Consider the following 23,061-nt stretch of genomic DNA (forward strand, 5'->3'; position numbering starts at 1 on the left):
TTATAAATTTGAGTAATCAATCACCATGCCTATGTAAAAGCGCTACGAAATCCCATTCCAGAATCCTTATATCATCGGCACGTGCATTAATCTGCAGTTGTAAAGCACACTCTGTTAGAGTGCGCGATAGCTGATGTGTAGTCAGTGCAGTTCAAAAGTTAATTCATCTCAACCACCAATGTATGAAACAGAGATACTTTAGTACGTGGATGCTCTCTCAGCGCAGCCATTTTAAAACCCTACCCCAGAAAAAGGTGCTCGCCATGCTGCTGGCCGCAGCGTGCCTGTCACAAAGCCCTGTGCAGGCAGAAACCAGTGTTGCTGGCATGAATGCCTTCGGGTATCACGCAGTTGCTGCTAACCTGCTAACAAATGACGTGTTAAGGCAGACGGTGCCCGTGAGCGGAAGGGTAACCGGAGATGACGGACAGGGCGTGCCTGGCGCCACAGTAGTGGTTAAAGGAACCACGATAGGCACTGCCACAGACGCAAATGGTAACTTCACGTTAAACGTGCCAAACGGAAACGGAACTCTTGTGGTGTCTTTTATTGGCTACGAGAAGCGGGAGGTTCCCATTAATAACCGGTCTACTTTGAATATTTCCCTTTCTGCTGACACGCAGGCCTTACAGGAAGTCGTGGTAACGGGATACGCTACGCAAGAGAAGAAGGACCTGACAGGTGCAGTGGCCGTGGTGGATGTAAGTGAGATGACGAAGCAGCCAGAGGCCCAGGTAACAAGCATGCTGCAGGGTAGAGCTGCCGGTGTTACCGTGATTGGCTCCGGCCAGCCGGGTGCGGGACAACAGGTGAGAATACGCGGTTTTAACACGTTTGGGAATAATAGCCCTTTGTATGTAGTGGATGGTGTACCAACACAAAACATCAACGACATCAACCCTAATGACATCGCCTCTATGCAGGTGCTGAAGGATGCGGGGTCTGCCTCCATCTATGGTTCCCGCGCCGCCAACGGAGTTATTATCCTTACCACCAAAAGAGGTAAGGATAAAGTAAGGGTGCAGTACGACGGGTATTATGGCACCCAAAGGCCGCCGGAAGGCAATGTGTGGGATCTGGCTAATCCTCAGGAAATGGCTGAACTTAACTTTCGGGTTGCACCAACTGAGGCGTTATATGGCTCAGGTGCAAGCCCTGTCTTACCGGACTATCTCGCTGTCGGCACTAATACTGGCCTGATGGAAGGTGATCCTAGGGTTGATCCTTCGCTTTACAATGTGAATCCTTTATATACGGGAGGCAGCGGAGAGCTGGGGTCTTTCTACCGCATTGTGCAGGCAAACAAAGAAGGCACTAACTGGTTTGAGGAAGTCTTCGATCCGGCGCCTATCCAGAGCCATAACGTTGCTGTGAGCGGTGGTGGTGATATGGGGAGCTTCTACTTTTCGGCAAATTATTTCGATCAGCAGGGAGCTTTAACGAATACCTTTTATAAAAGGTATACCGTGCGGGCAAACAGTACCTATAATTTGAACAAGAATATACGTATAGGAGAGAATCTGGCGTACTCCATTATTAATGACCGGCAGATTGGCGGTGGCGAAAATGTCATTAATATGGCATATCGGGAACAGACCATCATTCCAGTGTATGACATCATGGGGAACTTTGCCGGCTCATTTGGTACTGGATTGGGGAACGCACGGAACCCGGTGGCGCAACTTGCCAGAATCAGGAACAACAGCGGGATGGGCAACCGCCTCTTTGGTAATGTATTCACTGAAGTAGACTTCCTGAATAACTTTACGGCCCGCACCAGCTTCGGTGGCGAGATGTACAGTAACTCCTACAGGTCTTTTACCTATCCGGAATATGAGAATGCCGAGAATAATACTGTCAACCAGTTCAATCAGAGTGCCGCTAACGGCTATAACTGGACCTGGACGAATACGCTGACTTATAAGAACACTTTCAACGATATACATGAGTTGGGTGTGGTTGTTGGAACCGAAGCTTATAATAATTTCTGGAACAACCTAGGTGGGTCGACGCAGGGTTACTTCTCCTTTGATCCAAACTTCACCACGCTCAGCACGGGATCAGGCACCCCAACCAACTATAGCGGCAGAGGCGAAGATGCGCTCTTCTCCCTGATTGGACGGTTAGACTATAACCTGATGGATAAGTACCTACTGGGGCTCGTTGTCCGCCGCGATGGATCTTCGCGCTTCGGGCCAGATAACCGGTATGGTGTATTCCCGGCGGTGAGTGCAGGTTGGCGAATATCCGAGGAATCCTTTATGCAGGTTGGCTGGATCACTGACCTGAAGATTCGTGGGGGTTATGGAGTAATGGGTAATCAATTGAATGTTGACCCAGGGAATGCCTTCACTACCTATGGCTCAAACAGACAGTTTTCGTTCTACGACATTAATGGCACCAACACACTTACTTCTGAAGGTTTCAGAAAAAGCCGTATCGGTAACCCGGGTGCTAAATGGGAAACCAACATCAACAGCAATATAGGTATTGATGCAACGTTGTTCAACGGCAAGATTGACCTTACCGTTGATTATTACGTGAAGGAGATACAGGATCTGCTATTTAACCCAGAGTTCCCAGGTACTGCCGGAGCAGCTACTGTGCCGTTTGTGAATATTGGCCAGATGCGGAACAACGGTATTGATGCCTCAGTAACCGGTCATATAGAAGCTACCTCAGATCTCCGGTTTGATATTACCGGGATACTCACAACGTATAATAATGAGATCCTGAAGATATCGAACGGTGCTCAGAACTTCGACCTGGAGCCTCGCCGCTTTAATGGTAGCAATATAATCCGTAACCGGGTTGGCGATGCCATGAGTTCATTCTTTGGTTATCAGATCGAAGGCTTCTGGGATAGTGAGGACGAAATTATGGAAGCTAACGAGTTGGCGGAAGAAGCCACTGGCGACCCGGCAGCCATTTACCAGTCTGGTATAGGCCTAGGCCGCTTCCGTTACGCCGATACAAATGGTGACGGCATCATCACGCCTGACGACAGGGTGGTACTGGGTAGCCCTAACCCGGACTTTACGTACGGCCTGAACATCACAGCCACCTACAAGAACTTTGATTTTAGCACATTCATTTACGGTAGCCAGGGCAACGATATATGGAACCAGGTAAAATGGTGGACTGATTTCTACCCGAACTTCCAGGGTGCGAAAAGTAGGACCGCTGTGTACAATGCCTGGACACCGGAAAATAACAATGCCATAGCTCCTATTCAGGAAAACGTAGGCTCCTTCAGCACTTCTAATGTTCCTAACTCTTATTATGTGGAGGACGGTTCTTACCTGAGGATGAAAAACGTGCAGCTAGGCTATACACTGCCTGCTGCTTTGATAAGCAAATACGGAATGGGAAGCCTAAGGGTGTATGTGCAGGCGGCTAACCTATTTACCATTACAAACTACTCAGGCATAGATCCTGAAATTTCAGGAGGCACTACCGCCTTTGGTATAGATGAGGGCAATTATCCGAACATGCGCCAGTACCTGGTAGGGTTAAATGTTTCCTTCTAATTTTTTATCTTAATAATTTTAAATATGAAAAGGTTTAAATATATACTTTACACGGCCATGGTGGCTATTATGCCGCTATTTACCTCTTGTGAGGATGAGTTTTTGGAAAAGCCGGCCATAGGTGCTCTGAGTGATGACGTACTGGCCAATAAGGCGGGTGTGGAGAAACTTTTGATTGGTGCCTACGCTGCCCTGGACGGCATAGGTATAGGCAACTGGGAAACAGACCCCTCTAACTGGGTGTATGGTAGCGTGGCCGGAGGGGAAGCCCACAAAGGCAGCGACGGCGCGGATCAGCCTGCTATCAACCCTATTGCAACGTTCAACATAGATCCGAGCAATGGCTTTCTAAACCTGAAGTGGAGGGCGATGTATGAGGGCATTAACCGTGCAAACTCTGTGCTGAGTGTACTCGAAGTGGCAGAAGGTATGTCGGAAGGAGAGAAGCAGCGAATTGCAGCGGAGGCACGCTTTCTGCGCGGTCACTATTACTTCGAGCTGAAGAAGATGTTTAACATGGTGCCTTGGATTGATGAGACAACCACGGATTTCAACCAGCCGAACAACGTGGACATCTGGCCTAATATTGAGGAAGATTTCAAGTTCGCTATGGAAAATCTGCCAAACTCACAGCCGCAGGTGGGCAGAGCCAATAAGTGGGCAGCCGCTTCTTATCTTGGTAAAACCTACCTGTATCAGCAAGAGTTTGCTGAGGCAAAAGCAATATTTGATGATGTTATCGCAAATGGCGTTACCAGCAACGGCCTTACATACGGACTTGTCGACAAGTTCAAGGACAACTGGGATGCCAGCGCCGAGAACAACAAAGAGTCTGTATTTGCGGTACAGATGGTGGCGAACGATGGAACCAACACCATTGCGAATGGCAACATGGGCCAGATGCTGAACTTTCCTTATAACAGCCCTTTCCGCTGCTGCGGATTCTACCAGCCTACCCTGGACCTGGCAAACTCTTACCAGACAACGGCGCAGGGATTTCCCATGGTAGACAATTACAATATTGACCCGCTTAAGAATGACCAGGGTATAACCTCTGACAAAGCCTTTGTGCCAGACCAGCAATCAGTAGACCCTCGCCTGGACTGGACAGTAGGTCGTCGTGGCATTCCTTTCCTGGACTGGGGGCTACACCCGGGGCAGGCCTGGATTCGTGAGCAATCTAGTGCGGGTCCGTACTCTGCCAAAAAGTTCATCTACTGGCAAGCCACAGCGGATACTTACGCAGATCAGAGTTCCTGGGCTCCGGGTTCTGCAATCAATGTGCTCATCATTCGGTTTGCAGACGTGCTGCTGATGGCGGCCGAAGCTGAGGCGCAGTTGGGTAACTTTGCGCAGGCGCAGGAATATGTGAATATGGTACGTGCCAGAGCCGATAGACCCGAAAACATCGTGACTACCTACGTAGATCCAAGCGAGCCTTTGGATGGTTTTACAGATGTGCCGGCAGCCAACTACAACGTTGAGCCCTACCCGGATGGCTATTTTGCTGGACTTGGCAAAGAGGAAGCATTAGAAGCTATTTACTTTGAGCGCAAACTGGAACTGGCCCTGGAAGGTCACCGCTTCTTTGACCTGGTTCGCTGGGGCAAAGCGGCTGAGAAACTGAATGCTTTCTTCGACTATGAGGGTGCCCTTCTTCCGGATGTTGAGGGTGGTTTTTTCACTACAGGCAAAAATGAGTATTTCCCGATTCCGCAACGACAGATCGACCTGCAGACAGTAGGCGGAGAATCTGTGCTAACACAGAACCCGGGATTCTAGAAAGCAGCTAATTGGTATTCTGATATACGCTAACATAGCAGGATATACCACAACAAAAGCCTCTGGAGCGCATTAGCTTCGGAGGCTTTTGTCTTCTGCAGCTAAACAAGCTGGATCAAAACTTTACATTATTTATGCATATTACCTGTAGTAAAGAACCTAAAAAACAGCTACTTGGTTTGTGAGGTAGTGGATGGTTAGTAGTCAACGTGCCCTATCTGTTTTCCCTTTACACTATGCGCTTTTCTAATATCAGTCTTCTTTTGCTATTCGCCTTATTCTTTCTTGCGGTGCCGGCATGTAAGCAGCAAGAAAAACACCTGTTTGAAAGATTGTTATCGGACGAGACTGGTATCCATTTTTCGAACCGCATTACGGAATCCGATACAATGAACGTGCTTAAGTCGGAGTATATATATAATGGCGGCGGCGTAGGCATCGGGGACTTTAACAACGATGGGCTGCAGGATATCTACTTTACGGGCAACATGGTCTCCAGTAAGCTTTACTTGAACAAAGGCGACTTTAAGTTCGATGATGTGACAGGAAAGGCTCAAGTGACCGGAGAGGGCAAATGGTGCACCGGTGTGGCCTTGGTAGATATAAATAATGATGGCTGGTTAGACATATATGTTGGAGCCACAATGAAACATGATTCGCTAAGCCGTGCTAATCTCTTGTACATCAACAATGGCCCAGGTAAAGATGGAGTGCCCACATTTACAGAGTCTGCCGCCAAGTATGGCATTGCCGATACAGGCTACACAACCAACGCGGCATTTTTTGATTATGACAATGATGGGGACCTGGATTTGTATGTTCTCACCAGCGTCATTAATACAGGCGTACCCAGTAAATACCGTAAGAAGGTAACAGACGGTTCAGCTCTAAATACAGACCGTCTTTACCGCAACAATGGCAACAATACATTTACCAATGTGTCCCGTGAGGCAGGTGTTTTAATTGAAGGCTTCAGCTTAGGGCTTGCCATCAGCGATATCAACTTGGATGGTTGGCCGGACATTTATGTTACCAACGACTATCTCTCCAACGACCTGCTGTACATCAATAACCAGGACGGCACCTTCACCGACAAAATAGCAGATTACATAAAGCATACGAGTTACTCTGCTATGGGTAATAGTGTAACCGATATCAATAACGATGGTCTGGTGGACATTCTGGCGCTGGACATGTTGCCGGAGGATAATAAACGCAAGAAAATGATGCTGATGGGTAATAATTACGCCACCTATCTTAATAATGATATGTATGGATATCAGCATCAGTATGTCCGGAATACCCTGCAGCTTAACCAAGGCATGACGTCCAGTGGCCATCCGGTGTTTAGCGAAGTCGGACAGTTAACAGGTCTTCACCAAACCGACTGGAGCTGGACACCGCTGGTGGCAGATTTCGACAACGATGGCTTTCGTGACGTTATTATTACCAACGGTTTTCCAAAAGACATTACAGATCTGGATTTCAGCGTGTACCGTAACGGGCCAGTAGGAACAGTTGGAGGTTATACATATCTGGCCGACTCTATTCCTATTGTCAAAATATCCAATTACGCTTTTAAAAATAAAGGCGATTTGTCTTTCAGTGATGAAACAAAGAACTGGGGCCTGGAAATTCCTGCCTTTTCTAACGGAGCCGCCTATGCGGACCTGGACAACGATGGCGATCTGGACTTTATAGTAAACAACATTAACGACAGTGCTTTTGTCTACCGCAACAGCCTTTATACAGCAAAAGAAGGAGAGGGTAAGCCTCACTTTTTGCGGCTGAATTTTAAGGGAGCTGCGCCTAATGCTGCAGGTTTGGGAGCAACGGCCACTATCTACTATGGTAAGGGTAAAAAGCAGTTTCATGAGAACAGTGCCTACAAAGGCTACCTTTCTTCTGTAGAAAGTATCGCCCATTTCGGGCTAGGTAGTATTGATAAAGTTGATTCAGTTAAAGTGGTATGGCCAAACGGGAAATACCAGTTGCTGAAGGATATACAGGCAGACCAGGTGCTTACACTGGACCAGAAAGATGCCAGGTTGCAAAATTCACCACTGAATGCGGAAGACCAAAGGCAAAAAATGGTTTTCAGAGAAGTGGCTGCGGAGCACGGGGTTCGGTACAAAAGCAGTGAGGATGATGGTATCGATTTTAACTGGCAGCGTACGCTACCGCACAAGCTGTCTCAGTTCGGACCCGGCATAGCGGTCGGCGACATCGATGGCGATGGCCTGGATGATTTCTATATAGGTGGCTCTGCCGGAAAAGACGGGGGCTTGTTTACGCAGTTGCCGGACGGCACTTTCAAGTTGAAAGAGGGAAGCATACCGACAGGCAAAACCGGGGAAGATATGGGCGTGCTGTTCTTTGATGCAGACAACGACGGCGATTTAGACTTTTATGCTGCTAGCGGAAGTTATGAATTTTTAGAGGGTTCAGAGCAGTTGCATGACCGCCTTTATATCAATGATGGCAGAGGCAATTTTAAACCAGATACGGAGGCGCTTCCAGCTCTTACATCAAGTAAATCCTGTGTAAGGGCTGCTGATTATGACAAAGACGGAGACCTTGATTTGTTTGTGGCAGGTCGTGTGGTGCCCGGGAAATACCCGCTCGCACCGGAGAGCTATCTCCTTCGAAACGATGGTGGCCGCTTTGTGGATGTAACGGATTCAGTAAGCCCGGAACTCAGGAACTTAGGTATGATAACAGATGCTCTTTGGTCTGACTTCAACGGAGACGGAGAAGTTGACCTCGTGCTGGTGGGAGAGTGGCTGCCGGTTACCTTTTTCCAGAACACCAACGGGAAGTTTAAGAACATTACCCAGTCAACTGGGCTTGCAGGCTACACTGGCTGGTGGAACAGCCTGGCGGCAGGCGATTTCGACAACGACGGCGACATAGATTATGTAGCAGGGAATTTAGGGCTGAACACAAACTATGTGGCATCGGCTAAACAGCCGCTAAGCATCTTTGCAAAGGACTTTGATAGCAACGGAAGCATAGACCCGGTGCTGGCCTGTTATCTGAAAGCTGCGGATGGCACGATGAAGCCTTTCCCGATGCACACTCGTGACGACCTGAATGCGCAGATGCCGCGCACCCGCAGCATTTTCCCGCGTTATGTCCATTATGCCAATGCCACAATAGATGAGGTGATACCACAGGCAGAGCGGGAAGGAGCCGTTATCATGGAGGCCACGCATTTCCAGAGCAGCTATATGGAGAACCTGGGAAATGGCAAGTTTAAGCTGAAAGTGCTTCCAAAAGCGGCACAGCTTGCGCCTGTTTACGGGATGCAACCGGATGATGTGGATGGTGATGGCAACCTAGACCTGCTTTTGGTTGGCAACGACTATGGAACAGAGGTTTTTACGGGCAGGTATGATGCCTTTGCAGGACTATACCTGAAAGGCAACGGGGAAGGAGGCTTCTACCCTACTACGCTCTCGCACAGTGGTTTCTTTGTAAACGGCGATGCCAAGGCAATTGCACAGTTGATTAATGTCAAAGGGCAAAAGCTGACCCTCGTGACACAGAACAACGACAGCCTGCGCATTTTTGCAGCAAAAGACAGAACAGCAAATGCTTCGAAAGTGATAGCGCTGCAGCCCTTAGACTGTATGGCTACTATCACTTACAAGAATGGCAAAAAGCAGGTGCAGGAGTTTTATTATGGCCAGACTTACCTGTCGCAATCGTCACGAAAGCTGCTCCTGACAAGCGATGTGGCATCTGTCCAGGTAAAGGACTTCAACGGCCGTACACGGAAAGTAGAACTATAGCATGCGGTTTCGCTACTTGCTCCTGTGTCTGGCAATCATAACGGGCTGCACCGGGAACTCTGATAAAAACAGACTGGAAGAGGAGCGTGTGAGCCTGCAGGGGGCCATGTTACCTGATACCACTGAAACGCTTCATCTAACAGGAGAGCAACTGGCGCAGGCTTATTGTCGTACCTGCCATGCTTTTCCTGAACCTGAACTGCTGGATAAAGCTACCTGGCAACATGGCGTGCTGCCGCAAATGGCGCTTCGTTTAGGTATAAACAAGACCGGGAACAACATCTATATGGACAAGACGCTGGAGGAGATAACGGCACTTCTCCAGGCTGGCATATTTCCGGATATACCGCTTATTGCAGAGAGAGATTTCGACAAGATAGAGGCGTATTACCTGCTAAATGCGCCCGAGCAGCTTCCCTTGCCTGCTTCCCCGGATTTACAACCTGAACTGGGGGGCTTTTCAGTAGTTACTCCTGACCTGAATAAAGGGAAATATGCCCTTACCACATTAGTTAAATATGAACCAGCGACACAAACACTCTGGGTAGGAGACCTCAGGAACTGGATTTTCAAACTTAATAAACAGTTACAGGTAATTGATTCTGTTCAGGTAGAATCTGCGCCTGTTGATTTAATACAGGACAAAGGGGCGTACAAAGTATTGTCTATTGGCGTAATGGATCCTTCAGAGCAAAGAAAAGGAAAGCTGGTTCAGTTTTATGACTCTAAAAAAGGAAAAGTGCCTGAAACACTTTTGGAGGGGTTGCAACGCCCGGTAGCCATGGTCATGGCTGACTTGGATGAGGATAAACTCCAGGATATTATCGTTTGCAATTACGGCAATAACATGGGGCAATTAGTCTGGTACCAGAACATAGGGCAGGGGAAATACCGGTCCAATATTCTAAAAGATCTACCGGGTGCCCGTAAAGCAGAGGTAGTGGATCTGGACCGGGATGGCCGTCAGGATCTGGTTGTGCTTTTTGCGCAGGGAACGGAAACTATAAAGGTATTTTATAACAAAGGAAGAGGGAAGTTCGAAGAGAAGAATCTGGTACAGTTCCCACCAGTATACGGGTTGAGCTATTTTGAGCTGGCAGATTTTAACAAAGACGGCTTTCCGGATCTCCTTGTCTCCAATGGCGACAATGCCGATCACTCCCCAGTCCTGAAACCTTACCATGGCATCCGAATCTTCCTGAATGACGGGAAGAATAAGTTTAGCGAAGCTTACTTTTACCCCATGCCAGGAGCCTCAAAGGTACTTGCCCGGGACTTTGACCAGGATGGCGATCTGGATATAGCAGCTATCTCCTTCTTCCCGGATTTTAAGAGGGCTCCGGAAAAAGGGTTTGTATACCTGCAACAGGAAAAGAGCTTTACCTTCACAGCCAGCACCTTTTCTCAGTCGCAGCTAGGTCACTGGCTCACCATGGAGGCTGGCGATTACGACCAGGACGGTGATGAGGACATTATCTTAGGTTCATTTATATATACACCTGCGCCGCCCGCTGTGCAGGAGAAATGGAAGAAAGAAGGGCCAGGGCTTGTCGTTTTACAAAATCAGAAAGTGAAAAAAGGGGAAAAGATTGCTACCCTGAAGGTAAAGTAAAAGAGCAAGCCTGCAAAGGTTTGAAAGAATAAGACTGCCTTGTAAGTAAATCTACAGCAGCCTTTTTAAATCTTTTTCGCCGCTTCCAAATAATTTCAATTAACGCAAACGTTTGCACAGACACAACCAGCTAATTTCCTGATCCATTTTTACTTTTATGCCGTACACACACTGCCACTGCGCAATTAACAAATCCTGGACGAGGCAGCGAAGTTTGTAACCTGTACTTGCCTGGAAACAAACAAAGAGGCTGAACAAGCATTAGCAATGGCCTTTTTAGTGAAGTGACACTACACATTCAACCCAACAAAAGTCAAAGAACTGGGCTTTGAGTAAATTCAAGGCACCAACGCTTGTTGTGAAACCTATGATAATGCTGCATTTCCTAGGCTAGCCTATCTAAGTACAATAAGCTTTAGGCAAATTCAACCTTATTAAAGAAAACAGTTTAAGAACAGCGGACCACACCAAAGAGTACACAGCTTTATTTTGCATGAATAGTGGTTACACACTTAAGAATTTTGAGTTGCTAGTAACATTGTAATAATATGTAAATGTTTTAGCTACAATTACTTATAGAACGTAAGTTTAAACATATCCTCTGTTATGAATATAAAGTTTTTTTAAAGGTAGAGTAGAAATTTAATTGATTTTATGGTAAAACTGGAAATTTATTATAATATTGAGTTAGTTTTGGTCCTGAGTGCTTAATCACTGGGCTTGTACAGCAGGGGGTGCGTACTGCCATGTTCTCTGATAAGCTTATTAGTCTTTCCGAATAAGGTAGAAAAGGTTGGGTATAGCTAATAAGTGTAATAAACTTTTTAATCTCACAATAACCAATGTATGAAAAAGAGTTACTTTAATACGTGGCTGCTTACTAACAGCAGTCATAAGAAAACTTCAAGTCAAAAGAAGGTCCTCGCGATGCTGCTGGCGGCTGCATGCTTATCACAAACACCTGTGCTGGCAGAAAATCATGTTACTGGTATGAGCGCCTTCAGTTCTTATGCCAACGTTGGCACAATGCTCGAAAGTGATGGTATAAGACAGACGGTACCTGTAAGCGGAAAAGTTTTAGGACCTGATGGCGAGGGTGTACCAGGTGCTACGGTTGTGGTAAAAGGAACTACAATAGGTACTGCCACAGATGCCAATGGTAACTTCACGCTGAATGTGCCAAACGGAACCGGAACCCTTGTAGTGTCTTTCATAGGCTACACTACGCAGGAAGTGCCGATAAACAACCGTTCTAATGTCAATATTTCGCTTGTGACAGATACCAAGGCGTTAGAAGAAGTTGTTGTAGTGGGATATGGTACACAGGAACGATCTGACGTGACAGGTGCCATTTCATCTGTACAGGGAGAAGCCATGGAGCGAATTCCTACTCCATCGGTAGCGCAGCAGTTGCAGGGGCAGGTTGCAGGTGTACAGGTAACGGCTAACTCTGGTTCGCCAGGTGCCGGATCAAGTATCCGTATCAGGGGAGCCGGTACAATCGGTAATAACAACCCGCTCTATGTGGTAGATGGTGTGCAGGTAGAAGGTAATATTAACTACCTGAACAGCAATGATATTGCCTCCATTGAAATCCTGAAAGATGCTTCTGCTACTGCTATCTATGGTTCAAGAGCAGCCAACGGTGTGGTAGTTGTTACAACCAAAAGAGGTAAAGCAGGGGCATCTGAAGTTACCTTATCGGCATACACAGGTGTACAGACGGCCTGGAGAACACTGGATATGACAAATGCCACAGAATACACCAGGTTAGACAACCTGGCCAGGCAGGCGGCTGGTATCCCAACAAACCCAGCTTGGGTGAATCCTGAGTCATTAGGCGAAGGCACAAACTACCAGGATGAGCTATTCAGAACGGCACCTATTTCTAACTATCAGGTGGCCTGGTCCGGAGGTAGCGAAAATTCTACCATGTATGTATCCGCAGGTTACTTTCAGCAGGAAGGTATTGTAATCGGTACCGACTTTGAACGCTATACCTTCCGTTTAAACACAGACCACAAAATCGGGAGTAGGATAAAGGTCGGCAATACCCTGCAGCTAAGCTCTACAGAGGAAGCGCTTATCCCGAACAACGAGGATTTGAACACAGGTGTACTTTCACGCGGTATCCGCCAGTTGCCTACTGTGCCTGTTCGCAACCCGGATGGTTCTTTTGCGGGCCCTAACAGTAACTTTGAGGGGGAGTCTGAAAACCCGGTTTGGTTAGCGTTAGAGTCCTACAACACAAACAGAAACTACCGTGTATTGGGTTCTGTTTACGGAGAAGTGGAGATAATTGAAGACCTGACTTTCCGTTCCAGCTTTAACTTAGACTTCAACTACTTCAGAAACCAAAACTTCGACCCTGCCTATGCCATAGGTAACAGGCGAAATGATGCCAACTCTTTGGGTGTGAATAACAGCACGAACAGAGCATGGCAGTGGAGTAACATCTTTAACTATAGTAAAACATTTGGCCAGCATGACTTTTCTGTATTGGCTGGTGTTGAAGCACAGGATAATTACTACCAGAATGCTTTTGCCAGGGGCGGTGGATTCCTCAAGAACGATGAAATCCAGTTCCTGAACCAAGCCACAAGAGATTACTTCGTGAGTGGTGGAGCAAGTGAGTCTGCCATTTTCTCGCAGCTTGCCAGAGTGAACTATGGTTATGGAGACAGGTACCTTTTCACTGCCTCCATCAGAAGAGACGGTTCCTCCAAGTTTGCGAATAACCGTTATGGTGTTTTCCCTTCTGCCTCCATTGGTTGGAGAGTTTCAGAGGAGAGCTTCTTCAAGGACAACGTGAGCTTTGTGAGCAACCTGAAGCTGCGCGCCAGTTGGGGTGAAACGGGTAACCAAAACATCTTCAGTAACTACCCAACCTATGGTGTGATTCAGGGCGGCGGCCGATATGCACTGGGTGCCGATCAGATTCAGGTTCCTGGCTTTTTCCAGGGTGTACAGGTTAACCAAGAGATCAGGTGGGAAACTACGGAGCAGGTTAACTTTGGCCTGGAAACAGGCTTCCTCAATAACAGACTGACTTTTGCTGCAGATTACTTCATCAAGACTACTAAAGACCTACTCCTGCAGCTTCCTATCCCTGAGAGTACTGGTCCTGGTGCAGCCTTTACCAACGCAGGTAGTATCCGCAACAAAGGTTTCGAGTTAGCCTTGGGTTACCGCAACATGGACAATGCCTTCGGTTATGGTTTTGGTTTGAACTTAACTACTGTGGATAACGAGGTGCTGGATCTGAACGGATTGGTGCTGACGCAGCCTTTCAACCGTACGCAGGAAGGTATGCCAATAGCGCAGTTCTTTGGCTTCCAGACAGCCGGAATTATCAGAACACAGGAGCAGCTTGATGAAGTACAGCCTGTTCAACCAAACGCAGAGTTAGGAGATATTATATTCGTAGATCGCAATGAAAACGGGATTATTGATGGTGATGACAGGACGTTTATCGGTAACCCACTTCCTGACTTTACAGCAGGTCTTACTGGTGAGATGACCTTCAAAAACTTCGACTTGAACTTCCTGTTCAACAGCAGCTTCGGCAACGACATATTTAGTGCTATCAGCCTTTACGGCTACTCTGCTGACCCAGGCAACAAGTTCACTGCCTTGATCGGAAACACCTGGGCACCGGATAATACGAATGCGGAATTCCCAAGACTGATTGCCGGTGACCCGAATAATAACCTGAGACCAGATTCTGACAGATGGGTAAGAGATGGAACTTATGTTAGATTAAAGAACCTTCAACTTGGTTATAATGTACCAACAGCTATTTCTGAAAGAGCAAGAATTAAGCGCCTGAGAGTATATATAAGTGGTGCTAACCTGTTTACCTGGACAAAATATCATGATGGATTTGACCCGGAAATAGGTTCTGCCAGATTCCTTGAAGGCCAGTCTAACAGTGTGCTGGAAATAGGTGTTGACCGAGGTATTTATCCGCAGTCGAGAACATTCCTGTTCGGAGTAAACATCGGTATTTAATTATTGTATTAACTCAAACAAACCATGATAAATTTAAAAAGAACAATCTATCTGTCTCTAGTAGCTGGCGGATTAATCGCGGGTGGTGCGGCACTACAGGCTTGTGAAGATGAATTCTTGGATAGAAAGCCGCTGTCTGATTTAACCACTGCAAACTTCTACACTTCAGCTGAGGATGCGCTGGCAGCACTAAATGCTGCATATGACCCTTTACAATGGGACGTTCACTCTCGAATGGACTGGATTATTGGGGACGTAGTAGGCGGTGACACAGACAAAGGAAGTACTGATGACCAGGATTACATCCAGATTCGGCAGTTCCAGTACTTTACAGCTACGGCAGGTTTCGCGGAACTGAATGACTGGTGGAGCCAGTCATATGATGGTATATACCGGGCAAACCTGGTGCTGGAGCGTGTACCAGATATTGACATGGACGAAACACTAAAGGCTAGAATCCTGGGTGAAGCCCAGTTCCTGAGGGCCCAGTATTACTTTGATTTAGTGAAGGCATTCGGACGTGTTCCAATTATCACGAGTGTGCTTGATCCGGAGGACGTATTCGTGCCGCGTCCGGCGTCTGTTGCAGAAAACTGGGCCCAGATCGAGCAGGATCTGAGAGACGCTATTGAAGTGCTTCCGGCAGTTTATGGCGGTGGAGACGTAGGCCGGGCAACAAAAGGTGCTGCACAAGCCCTTCTGGCGAAGTCTTTGCTCTGGCAGTCCACACCTGAAGGATGCTCGGAAACGCCTTGGGCTACAACAGATCAGTACCAGGAGGTGGTAGACCTGACAAGCGCTATCATTAACTCTGGAAATTACGTGTTATTGCCAGATTTTGAAGGTCTCTTCTTGCTGGCAGGGGAGAATAGTCCGGAGATGGTCTTCTCCGTTCAGGGTGTAGGCGGTACTGGTGGCTGGAACAACGAAAATGACGGACTGGCGCTTAACCAGTGGATCTCGCCTCGTACTGCAAATATCTCTGGCTGGGGATTTAGTACACCAATCGGGCCTAACACACCAGAAAACTATGGTGGTAATGCCGACATCAAGGTGAACAACATATACGACGCTTTTGAACCGTGCGATCCTCGTCTGGAGTACTCTATCCTGGAGCCAGGCGATGTAATTAATGGCTTGACGTATGATGCTACCTGGGCGCGCTCCGGTTACAGTATTCAGAAATTCCTGATACCGGAAGACGAGTTGACTGGTGCTGCGAACTCTCCGCTTAACATTCCACTCATTCGTTATGCTGATGTTCTTTTATGGAACGCAGAAGCTTTAAACGAGCTGGGTAGAACAGCGGAGGCAGTGGAATCTGTGAACAAGGTAAGGGCCCGGGCTCGTGAGAGCATGCCTGGTGCAACCTGCCCACTGCCTGTCCCGGCAGGTATAAGCCAGGCAGAACTCCGTGATCTGATTATACTGGAGCGACGCAGAGAGCTTGCTTTTGAAGGACACCGTTTCTTTGACCTCGTAAGAACCTGTAGAGCAGAGGAAGTGCTGAATGCAATGGGTCGTCCGTTTGTGCCAGGGGTAAACGAACTGTTACCTATACCTCAGGCAGAAATCGACAGAAACCCTAAACTGCAGGGAGACCAAAACCCAGGGTTCTAAATCTTGCAGGATAATAAAAGGAACTACATAACGTTCTGAATCAGTTAATAGAAAAGGATCGCTGTTTGCGATCCTTTTCTTATTTTTAGGCATGTGATATATGGAATTATGATAAAAGATATCTTTCGTAAATATTTTAACCTGTTTCTGCCGCTCTTCTGTGTATTGGCAATATCTGGCTGTAGCGATGATGACATACCTGATCCTGTTGGGAGTACAAGGGGTGGTATTACTGCCGTGGTAAATGGTTCCAACTGGTCTAACTCCCAGGGAAACTACAAATTAGGAAATCGCACCATCCCTGAGGGCGCCAGCGCTTTTGTTGGCACCGGAGATACCCTTACTATTGTAGGCGTGCAGGTACAAGGCACTGACACAACGGCCATTATGCTCTCCGTAAAGCTGAAGACAGATAAAGTAGGCTCTTACCAGCTCAGAACCGGAACAGCCGGCGACGGAAAGGCGTATTTTTTTCCTGATGGTATTTCTGCTAACGATCTGGAAGAGACCAGAGAGCGGTATAGTGCCGGAATCACAAACGGAGAGCTGCAGATTTCCGAATATGACCTGGGCGAATACAGCGTATCTGGCAACTTTGGGTTCAGCATGTCTGCTACAGGCGAAACTACTTATACCGTTATTGCAGGAGAGATAGAAAATGTCACTTTTTAGGTGGCAGATGTGTTGTCTGTTTTTAGATGCATTCATACAACCGGCTGCTTTATTGAAAGGAAAAGCAAAGGCCAAACGCGTCTAAATTTAGCGTCTTCCAGATACAACAAGCCGTTCAGCTATTATGATTCCGAATACCCTTCGTTTACCCGTTCTTCTCAGAGCTTTCATGCTTTCTATTGCAGCGATAGGTATTGCCAGCTGTAGTCAGGAAGAAAAGATGTTCGAGCTAAAGTCTTTCGCAGATACCGGAATCACCTTTCAGAACAAGCTCATCTCTAATGATTCCATTAACCTTCTCAATTTTGAGTATTTCTATAACGGGGGCGGAGTAGCAGTTGGCGACGTAAATAACGACGGGCTGCAGGATGTGTACTTCACAGGCAACATGGTATCCGGAAAACTCTACCTAAATAAGGGCGAACTGCAGTTTGAGGATATAACGCAGCAGGCTGGTGTAGAAACAACAAACTGGGCGACGGGGGCATCAGTCGTAGACATAAACAATGATGGCTTGCTTGATATATATGTCTGCATGTCGGGGTACAAAGACCCAAACAGGCGGAAAAACCTCTTGTTTATCAACAAAGGCATTGGTGCTGACAACACACCTGTTTTTGAAGAAGAAGCGGAAAAGTATGGACTGGCTGATAACGGCTATACAACACAGGCTGCTTTTTTTGACTATGACGGGGACGGTGATTTAGATGTATACCTGGCAACCGTAAACCGCTCTGACAGTAATCCTAATGTTATCGCTTCTAAAGCCAGCCAGAGCAAAGGCACGAGTGTTGACAGGCTGTACCGGAACAACGGGAACAGTACCTTCACAAACGTTTCTGAGGAAGCGGGCATCGTTAAAGAAGGCTACGGCCTGGGCGTGGGCATTGGAGATGTTAACCAGGATGGCTGGCCAGATATTTATGTGACGAATGACTTTATCTACGATGACCTGCTGTACATCAACAACCAGGATGGAACCTTCACGGAAAGCATTCGGGATTACATGAAGCATACCAGTCATTTCTCTATGGGAACGGACATGGCTGATTTTAATAACGATGGATTGCTGGATATCATCAGTGTTGATATGATGCCGGATGATAGCAGGCGGCAGAAACTCATGAATGGGATCAAAAACTATGATGAATTCCAACTGGCGCTTCAGAGAGGCTACATGCCGCAGTATGTACGGAACAACCTGCAACTGAACAACGGCAACGGCTCTTTCAGCGAAATCGGACAGCTAGCCGGTATACACTATACCGACTGGAGCTGGAGCCCTTTGTTTGCCGACTTTGATAACGACGGCACCAAAGATTTGTTTATAACAAACGGTATAGGCAAGGATATTACCCATCTTGATTTCGCCACTTACTACATGACACAGGCACGGTCCAGCTTTGGCAACAAAGGGACAGAATCTCATTTGCTGAAGATAGCAGAGACTATGGAGGGGGCAAAAAAGCACAACTTCATGTTTCGGAACAACGGTGATCTCACCTTTACCGATGAGTCGAAGAACTGGGGCTTCGCGCAGGAATCTTTTTCAAGCGGTGCGGCCTATGCAGACCTGGATAATGATGGAGACCTCGATATTGTCATCAGCAATGTGGATGAGGAGCCGTTTGTATACCAGAACATGCTATCTGAGCGAGCTAAAAGGGATGACAAAGATGATGAATCGGACAGCAGGAACTATCTCCGGATAAAGTTTGAAGGTGCCGCTGCAAATAAAGCAGGTATAGGAGCAAAAGCGGTATTGCGGTATGGTGATAAAATGCAGGTGGGGGAGCAGTACCCTTTCAGGGGGTTTCAATCAACAGTAGAAAACACATTGCATTTTGGCTTAGGATCGGCGGAGCAGGTAGATGTGCTGGAAATCACGTGGCCTGATGGAAAGTACCAGGCGCTGAGAAACGTAAAGCCGAATCAGGTGCTTACAATAAGTTATAGGGATGCCAAAGAAGGAAACAGGAAAGATGCCCTACAAAAAAGCGAAGCTTCTTATTTTAAAGAGGTAACAGCAGCTGTAGGCGTTTCTTACAAAGATAAACACCAGGAGTATGTTGACTTTAAGCTGCAGCCGCTGCTGCCGCACAAGTATTCACAGAACGGACCGGGCATATCAGTAGGCGATGTAAACGGTGATGGGCTGGAGGACTTTTATGTTGGCGGCGGTGCCACCTTTACCGGAATGCTGTTTCTGCAGAATGAAGCCGGAGTGTTTGCCTCTAAGTCCTTTTCCCCGGAGGGGAAGGCCGAGGCGGACATGGGTAGCCTGTTCTTTGATGCAGACAACGACGGAGACCTGGACCTCTATGTGGTGAGCGGCGGAAGTGAGAATACAGCGGGTGACAAAGCTTATCAGGATCGGCTGTACCTGAACGATGGCAAGGGGAATTTCACATTGGATGCCAGTGCACTGCCACTAATAGACGCCAGTGGCTCCTGTGTAACAGCAGCAGACTATGATAATGATGGCGACTTGGACTTGTTTGTTGGAGGAAGGGTGCACCCGAGGGCATTCCCGTTGCCAGCCAAAAGCTATATTTTGCAGAACAACGGCGGCAAATTCAAAGATGTCACCGAAGTGGTTGGTCCTATGCTTTCAGATATAGGCATGGTTACTTCCGCTTTATGGACAGACTTTGACAATGACAGCGCAGTAGACCTGGTGGTGGTAGGAGAGTGGATGCCCGTAACGTTTCTGAAGAATGTAAATGGCAAGTTTCAAAATGTAACCTCCAGCATAGGACTAAGCGGCACACACGGCTGGTGGAACAGCCTGGCTGCCGGTGACTTTGATAATGACGGAGATATTGACTTTGTGGCCGGCAACCTGGGCCTTAATTCTAAATTTAAAGCATCAGAGGAACAGCCGGTTCAGGTATACGCCAAAGACTTTGACAAGAGCGGTACCACAGATGCGGTTATGACACACTACATCCAGGGGAAAAAGCAGCTCGTGCACGGCCGGGACAATATGACAGACCAGATGGTGTCGATGCGCAGGGAGTTCAGAACTTATGAAGACTATGCCACTAAATCGTTTGAGGAGATATTTACAGCGGAAAGGCTGGAGGGTGTCTACACGGCAAAGAGCGAAAACTTTAAGACCAGCTATATAGAGAACCTGGGTAACGGCAAGTTCAGAATGACAGCCTTACCCATGCAGGCACAATTCGCCCCGGTATGCGGCATCACTGTAAACGACTATGACGGCGACGGTAACCTGGACATGCTGCTTGTCGGGAACTCTTATGCTACTGAGGTGGTGGTAGGGCGCTATGATGCCTTTACAGGCCTTTACCTGAAAGGCAATGGCAAAGGGCAGTTTTTGCCTGTAGATATAAACAGGAGTGGATTTGTAGTAGATTCTGATGCCAAAGGTATGGCAGAAATAAGTACTGCAGCAGGAACCCCGCTGCTGCTGATTGCTTCTCACAATGATAGCTTGAGGGCCTATAAGCCAGCGGCACGGCAGGAGGCTTTACATGCGGTTGCTATTCTGCCAACCGATGCCTATGCCATTCTCACACTAGCTAACGGGGAAAAAAGAAAACAGGAGTTCTACTTTGGCTCCGGGTACTTATCCCAATCTTCCAGGACGTTATGGTTGCCGGCCGGTACTAAATCTGCCCGAATAATAGATAAGGCAGGGAAGCTGCGGCTTGAAATCACAGACCTCGGAAGAACAAATCTGGCCGCTAATTAGCAGGAAGCGGGGCGTTAAACAAAAAAGCTTTATTCTGAAAGGTGCGTGTGGTGTAAACCATGCGCACCTTTTTTATTTTGTAATTCCAGTTTCCTGCTATCCAGTTTCCTGACCTGCAAACTTCCTTCTGTAATTTGAATGAACTGGTTAGCGGTGATGTTTTCAAACACCTGCGTGCGGTTGGACCCCGGCCACGTTACCTCCATTTTGTCAATTTTACTTGCCATTCCCAGCCCTATTTCTGCCCGTAGGGGAGAGGCTCCAAAACTGCCTCCGGAATTTATATCCCTATAAAGGGTTCTTTGTTTCCCCTGGTCTGTCAGCGTTATCTTCAGACGAGTACCAATGGCGGCTTTATTTGACTTTACTCCTTCAAACTTTATGGCAATCCAATTATTGCTGAAAGAAGTACTTTCCTGATAGGTGTTTTTAAAAAGGGCATTCCTGTAGTTGTCGCCTTCAAAAGCACCACCCATCACCGCATAGATATCCTGGTCGCCATCGTTGTCTATATCACCGGCAGAAACGGCATGTCCTTTCTGCAGATGCCCGACACCCGCAGCGGTGGTTACATCCTGAAAGCTTTTACCCGCATTGTTTCGGAACAACTTGTTCGGAATGAGAGACTCAAAGCTCGGGTCTCCTGTGCCCAGGTACATGTCGAGCCAGCCATCGTTATCGATATCCAGGAAGTTGCAGCCCATGGTATATAAAGCTTTGTTTATACCCATTGCTTCTGCTACATCCGTAAAGGTGCCGTCTCCGTTGTTGCGGTAGAGCCTGGCTTTTTCGGCATCATTCGGTAAGCCCAGATACTCAGCCGCTACATTGTAAGACACGGTGGGTTCTGTGCTAAACTTAAAGCCGGAAACAAAAATGTCGAGCCAGCCATCGTTATTAAAATCGTAAAACCAGGTCGGGAAAGACATCATGGGTTTATGCAGGCCTGCCTTTTCTGTTACATCCTCAAATTTCAGCTGATCTTTTTTCCCTAAGCCCATGTTTCGGAACAAGTAGTTCTGCCCGTATAGCGTGGACACATAAATATCCTGCCAGCCGTCATTGTCGAAGTCACCGGAGGTTACCCCTTTCACATACTGGTTCAGCGCAAGACCAGCCTCTTCCGTGGCATTACGGAATCTGCCCCGGTGGTTGATGTATAATTCACAAGGGTTGGGACTGAAGCGGTCAGATGTTTCATTGCCTATAAACAAGTCAAGCCAGCCATCATTGTTAAAATCGCTCCAGGTGGCTGTTTGTGTAGGATAAAAAGATAGCAGGCCAACCTCTGCTGTTACATCTGTAAAGGTGCCATCGCCGTTGTTTCGCAGCAGTGAGTTAGGCTGTTTGCCTTGCTGCTCAAACCATGCACCCCGCAGCACCAGCACATCCATAAAGCCATCGTTATTATAATCAGCCTGCATCATGTTCAGGCTGTTGGTTATACCTGTCAGGCCGGCGCTCTCTGTGTGATCAGAGAAGGAGCCGTCGCCATTGTTGTGAAAGTAATGGATCTGATCCCGCAGGCCGTATGAAGAAGCCAGTATGTCCAGGTAACCATCGTTATCGAAATCTTCCAGAATGGACCCTCCGGAAATATTGTCAACATCCACTCCTAAATTTCCTGCTACTTCTTCGAAAGGCGCTACAGGATAATCTGACTGGCTCTCAATCGGTATCAGCCATTTCTCCGGCACCTGGTGAGGATACTCCCCAAGCGTCATGTAGGCAATGTTCAGCAACCAGCGATAGTGCAAAGCACCAGGATTGCGTGTTAAAAGGGAAGTATAGCGCTCTATTGCTTTCCGGGAGCCGTTCGGGAGCTGGTGGAAACCGGGGCTGGCAATCGGGAAGATGCAGGAAGCAGAGGTATGGTTTATCAGGCAGTTTTCCTGTTCGCCCAGGCGCAGGTACGACTGGGCTATATCTGCTTCCAGTTTGTCTGCCAGGTCTTTGTCTTTCGGGGTAAAGCTGTAGGCTATCTGAGGCAGCTGCTGGTGAAGCTTCTCAAACAGTTTGGCCGCTTCTGCCGGTTCTCCTGCGCGGAGCAACTCCACTGCTTTCTGGTATTCGTAGTCAAACTTCTTCCTCCCGGTGGCTTCGCTTGCCAATGTATCAAAGTGCGCTACCCGGGCGTGGTTGGCAAACCTGTTATCCGCAACATAATACTTCTGCGCTACTTCCTCCAGTAGCACGACCATACCCGTGTGTCCGTTTTCCTGCTCTTCCCCGGCACAGGAAGCCAACAGGAGAGTGGAGGAAAGAAGAGAGCAGAAAACAGTTCTGATATATCTTTTTTGAAGCGTAAGCATCTTCCTGGGT

At 47.6% G+C, this 23,061-nt stretch carries 9 protein-coding genes; 8 read left to right on the top strand and 1 reads right to left on the bottom strand.

Going from position 1 to position 23,061, the window contains the following annotated elements; translation table 11 throughout:
- Nucleotides 1-182 precede the first annotated feature (182 nt).
- From E1919_RS02605 to E1919_RS02640, 8 genes are all read left to right on the top strand, one after another.
- On the top strand, nucleotides 183-3,530 hold the full coding sequence (locus E1919_RS02605) for a SusC/RagA family TonB-linked outer membrane protein (RefSeq protein WP_162051759.1): 3,348 nt from the start codon (nucleotides 183-185) through the stop codon (nucleotides 3,528-3,530).
- 24 nt (nucleotides 3,531-3,554) lie between these two features.
- Entirely contained in the window at nucleotides 3,555-5,312 is a 1,758-nt protein-coding gene (locus E1919_RS02610; RefSeq protein WP_162051760.1) for a RagB/SusD family nutrient uptake outer membrane protein, read from the top strand.
- Between the two features lie 332 nt (nucleotides 5,313-5,644).
- The gene (locus E1919_RS02615) at nucleotides 5,645-9,106 is read left to right on the top strand and encodes a VCBS repeat-containing protein (RefSeq protein ID WP_317168182.1); all 3,462 of its coding nucleotides are present in this window, start codon (nucleotides 5,645-5,647) and stop codon (nucleotides 9,104-9,106) included.
- A 1-nt stretch (nucleotide 9,107) separates the two neighbouring features.
- On the top strand, nucleotides 9,108-10,718 hold the full coding sequence (locus tag E1919_RS02620; RefSeq protein WP_162051762.1) for an FG-GAP repeat domain-containing protein: 1,611 nt from the start codon (nucleotides 9,108-9,110) through the stop codon (nucleotides 10,716-10,718).
- An 846-nt stretch (nucleotides 10,719-11,564) separates the two neighbouring features.
- A complete protein-coding gene (locus E1919_RS02625) occupies nucleotides 11,565-14,729 on the top strand; it encodes a SusC/RagA family TonB-linked outer membrane protein (protein WP_162051763.1) in 3,165 nt (1,054 codons plus the stop codon).
- Nucleotides 14,730-14,753: 24 nt separating this feature from the next.
- Nucleotides 14,754-16,349, top strand: coding sequence for a RagB/SusD family nutrient uptake outer membrane protein (locus E1919_RS02630; RefSeq protein WP_162051764.1), 1,596 nt, complete (start codon nucleotides 14,754-14,756; stop codon nucleotides 16,347-16,349).
- 108 nt (nucleotides 16,350-16,457) lie between these two features.
- The gene (locus E1919_RS02635) at nucleotides 16,458-17,021 is read left to right on the top strand and encodes a hypothetical protein (protein ID WP_162051765.1); all 564 of its coding nucleotides are present in this window, start codon (nucleotides 16,458-16,460) and stop codon (nucleotides 17,019-17,021) included.
- Nucleotides 17,022-17,145: 124 nt separating this feature from the next.
- Nucleotides 17,146-20,739 carry a VCBS repeat-containing protein gene (locus tag E1919_RS02640; protein ID WP_162051766.1) on the top strand — a complete coding sequence of 1,198 codons (3,594 nt, stop codon included), beginning with the start codon at nucleotides 17,146-17,148 and terminating at the stop codon, nucleotides 20,737-20,739.
- A gap of 29 nt (nucleotides 20,740-20,768) precedes the next feature.
- Here E1919_RS02640 and E1919_RS02645 read toward each other — a convergent pair whose 3' ends face one another.
- On the bottom strand, nucleotides 20,769-23,051 hold the full coding sequence (locus E1919_RS02645; protein ID WP_162051767.1) for a CRTAC1 family protein: 2,283 nt from the start codon (nucleotides 23,049-23,051) through the stop codon (nucleotides 20,769-20,771).
- Nucleotides 23,052-23,061: the final 10 nt, after the last annotated feature.

It is taken from the genome of Pontibacter pamirensis, from assembly GCF_010015475.1.
GTDB classification, from domain to species: Bacteria; Bacteroidota; Bacteroidia; order Cytophagales; family Hymenobacteraceae; genus Pontibacter; species Pontibacter pamirensis.

What these genes read in the sequence shown, in the direction of transcription:
- E1919_RS02605 (WP_162051759.1), top strand. Translation starts at nt 183, where the DNA reads ATGAAACAGAGATACTTTAGTACGTGGATGCTCTCTCAGCGCAGCCAT.
- E1919_RS02610 (WP_162051760.1), top strand. Translation starts at nt 3,555, where the DNA reads ATGAAAAGGTTTAAATATATACTTTACACGGCCATGGTGGCTATTATG.
- E1919_RS02620 (WP_162051762.1), top strand. Translation starts at nt 9,108, where the DNA reads ATGCGGTTTCGCTACTTGCTCCTGTGTCTGGCAATCATAACGGGCTGC.
- E1919_RS02625 (WP_162051763.1), top strand. Translation starts at nt 11,565, where the DNA reads ATGAAAAAGAGTTACTTTAATACGTGGCTGCTTACTAACAGCAGTCAT.
- E1919_RS02630 (WP_162051764.1), top strand. Translation starts at nt 14,754, where the DNA reads ATGATAAATTTAAAAAGAACAATCTATCTGTCTCTAGTAGCTGGCGGA.
- E1919_RS02635 (WP_162051765.1), top strand. Translation starts at nt 16,458, where the DNA reads ATGATAAAAGATATCTTTCGTAAATATTTTAACCTGTTTCTGCCGCTC.
- E1919_RS02640 (WP_162051766.1), top strand. Translation starts at nt 17,146, where the DNA reads ATGATTCCGAATACCCTTCGTTTACCCGTTCTTCTCAGAGCTTTCATG.
- E1919_RS02645 (WP_162051767.1), bottom strand. Translation starts at nt 23,051, where the DNA reads ATGCTTACGCTTCAAAAAAGATATATCAGAACTGTTTTCTGCTCTCTT.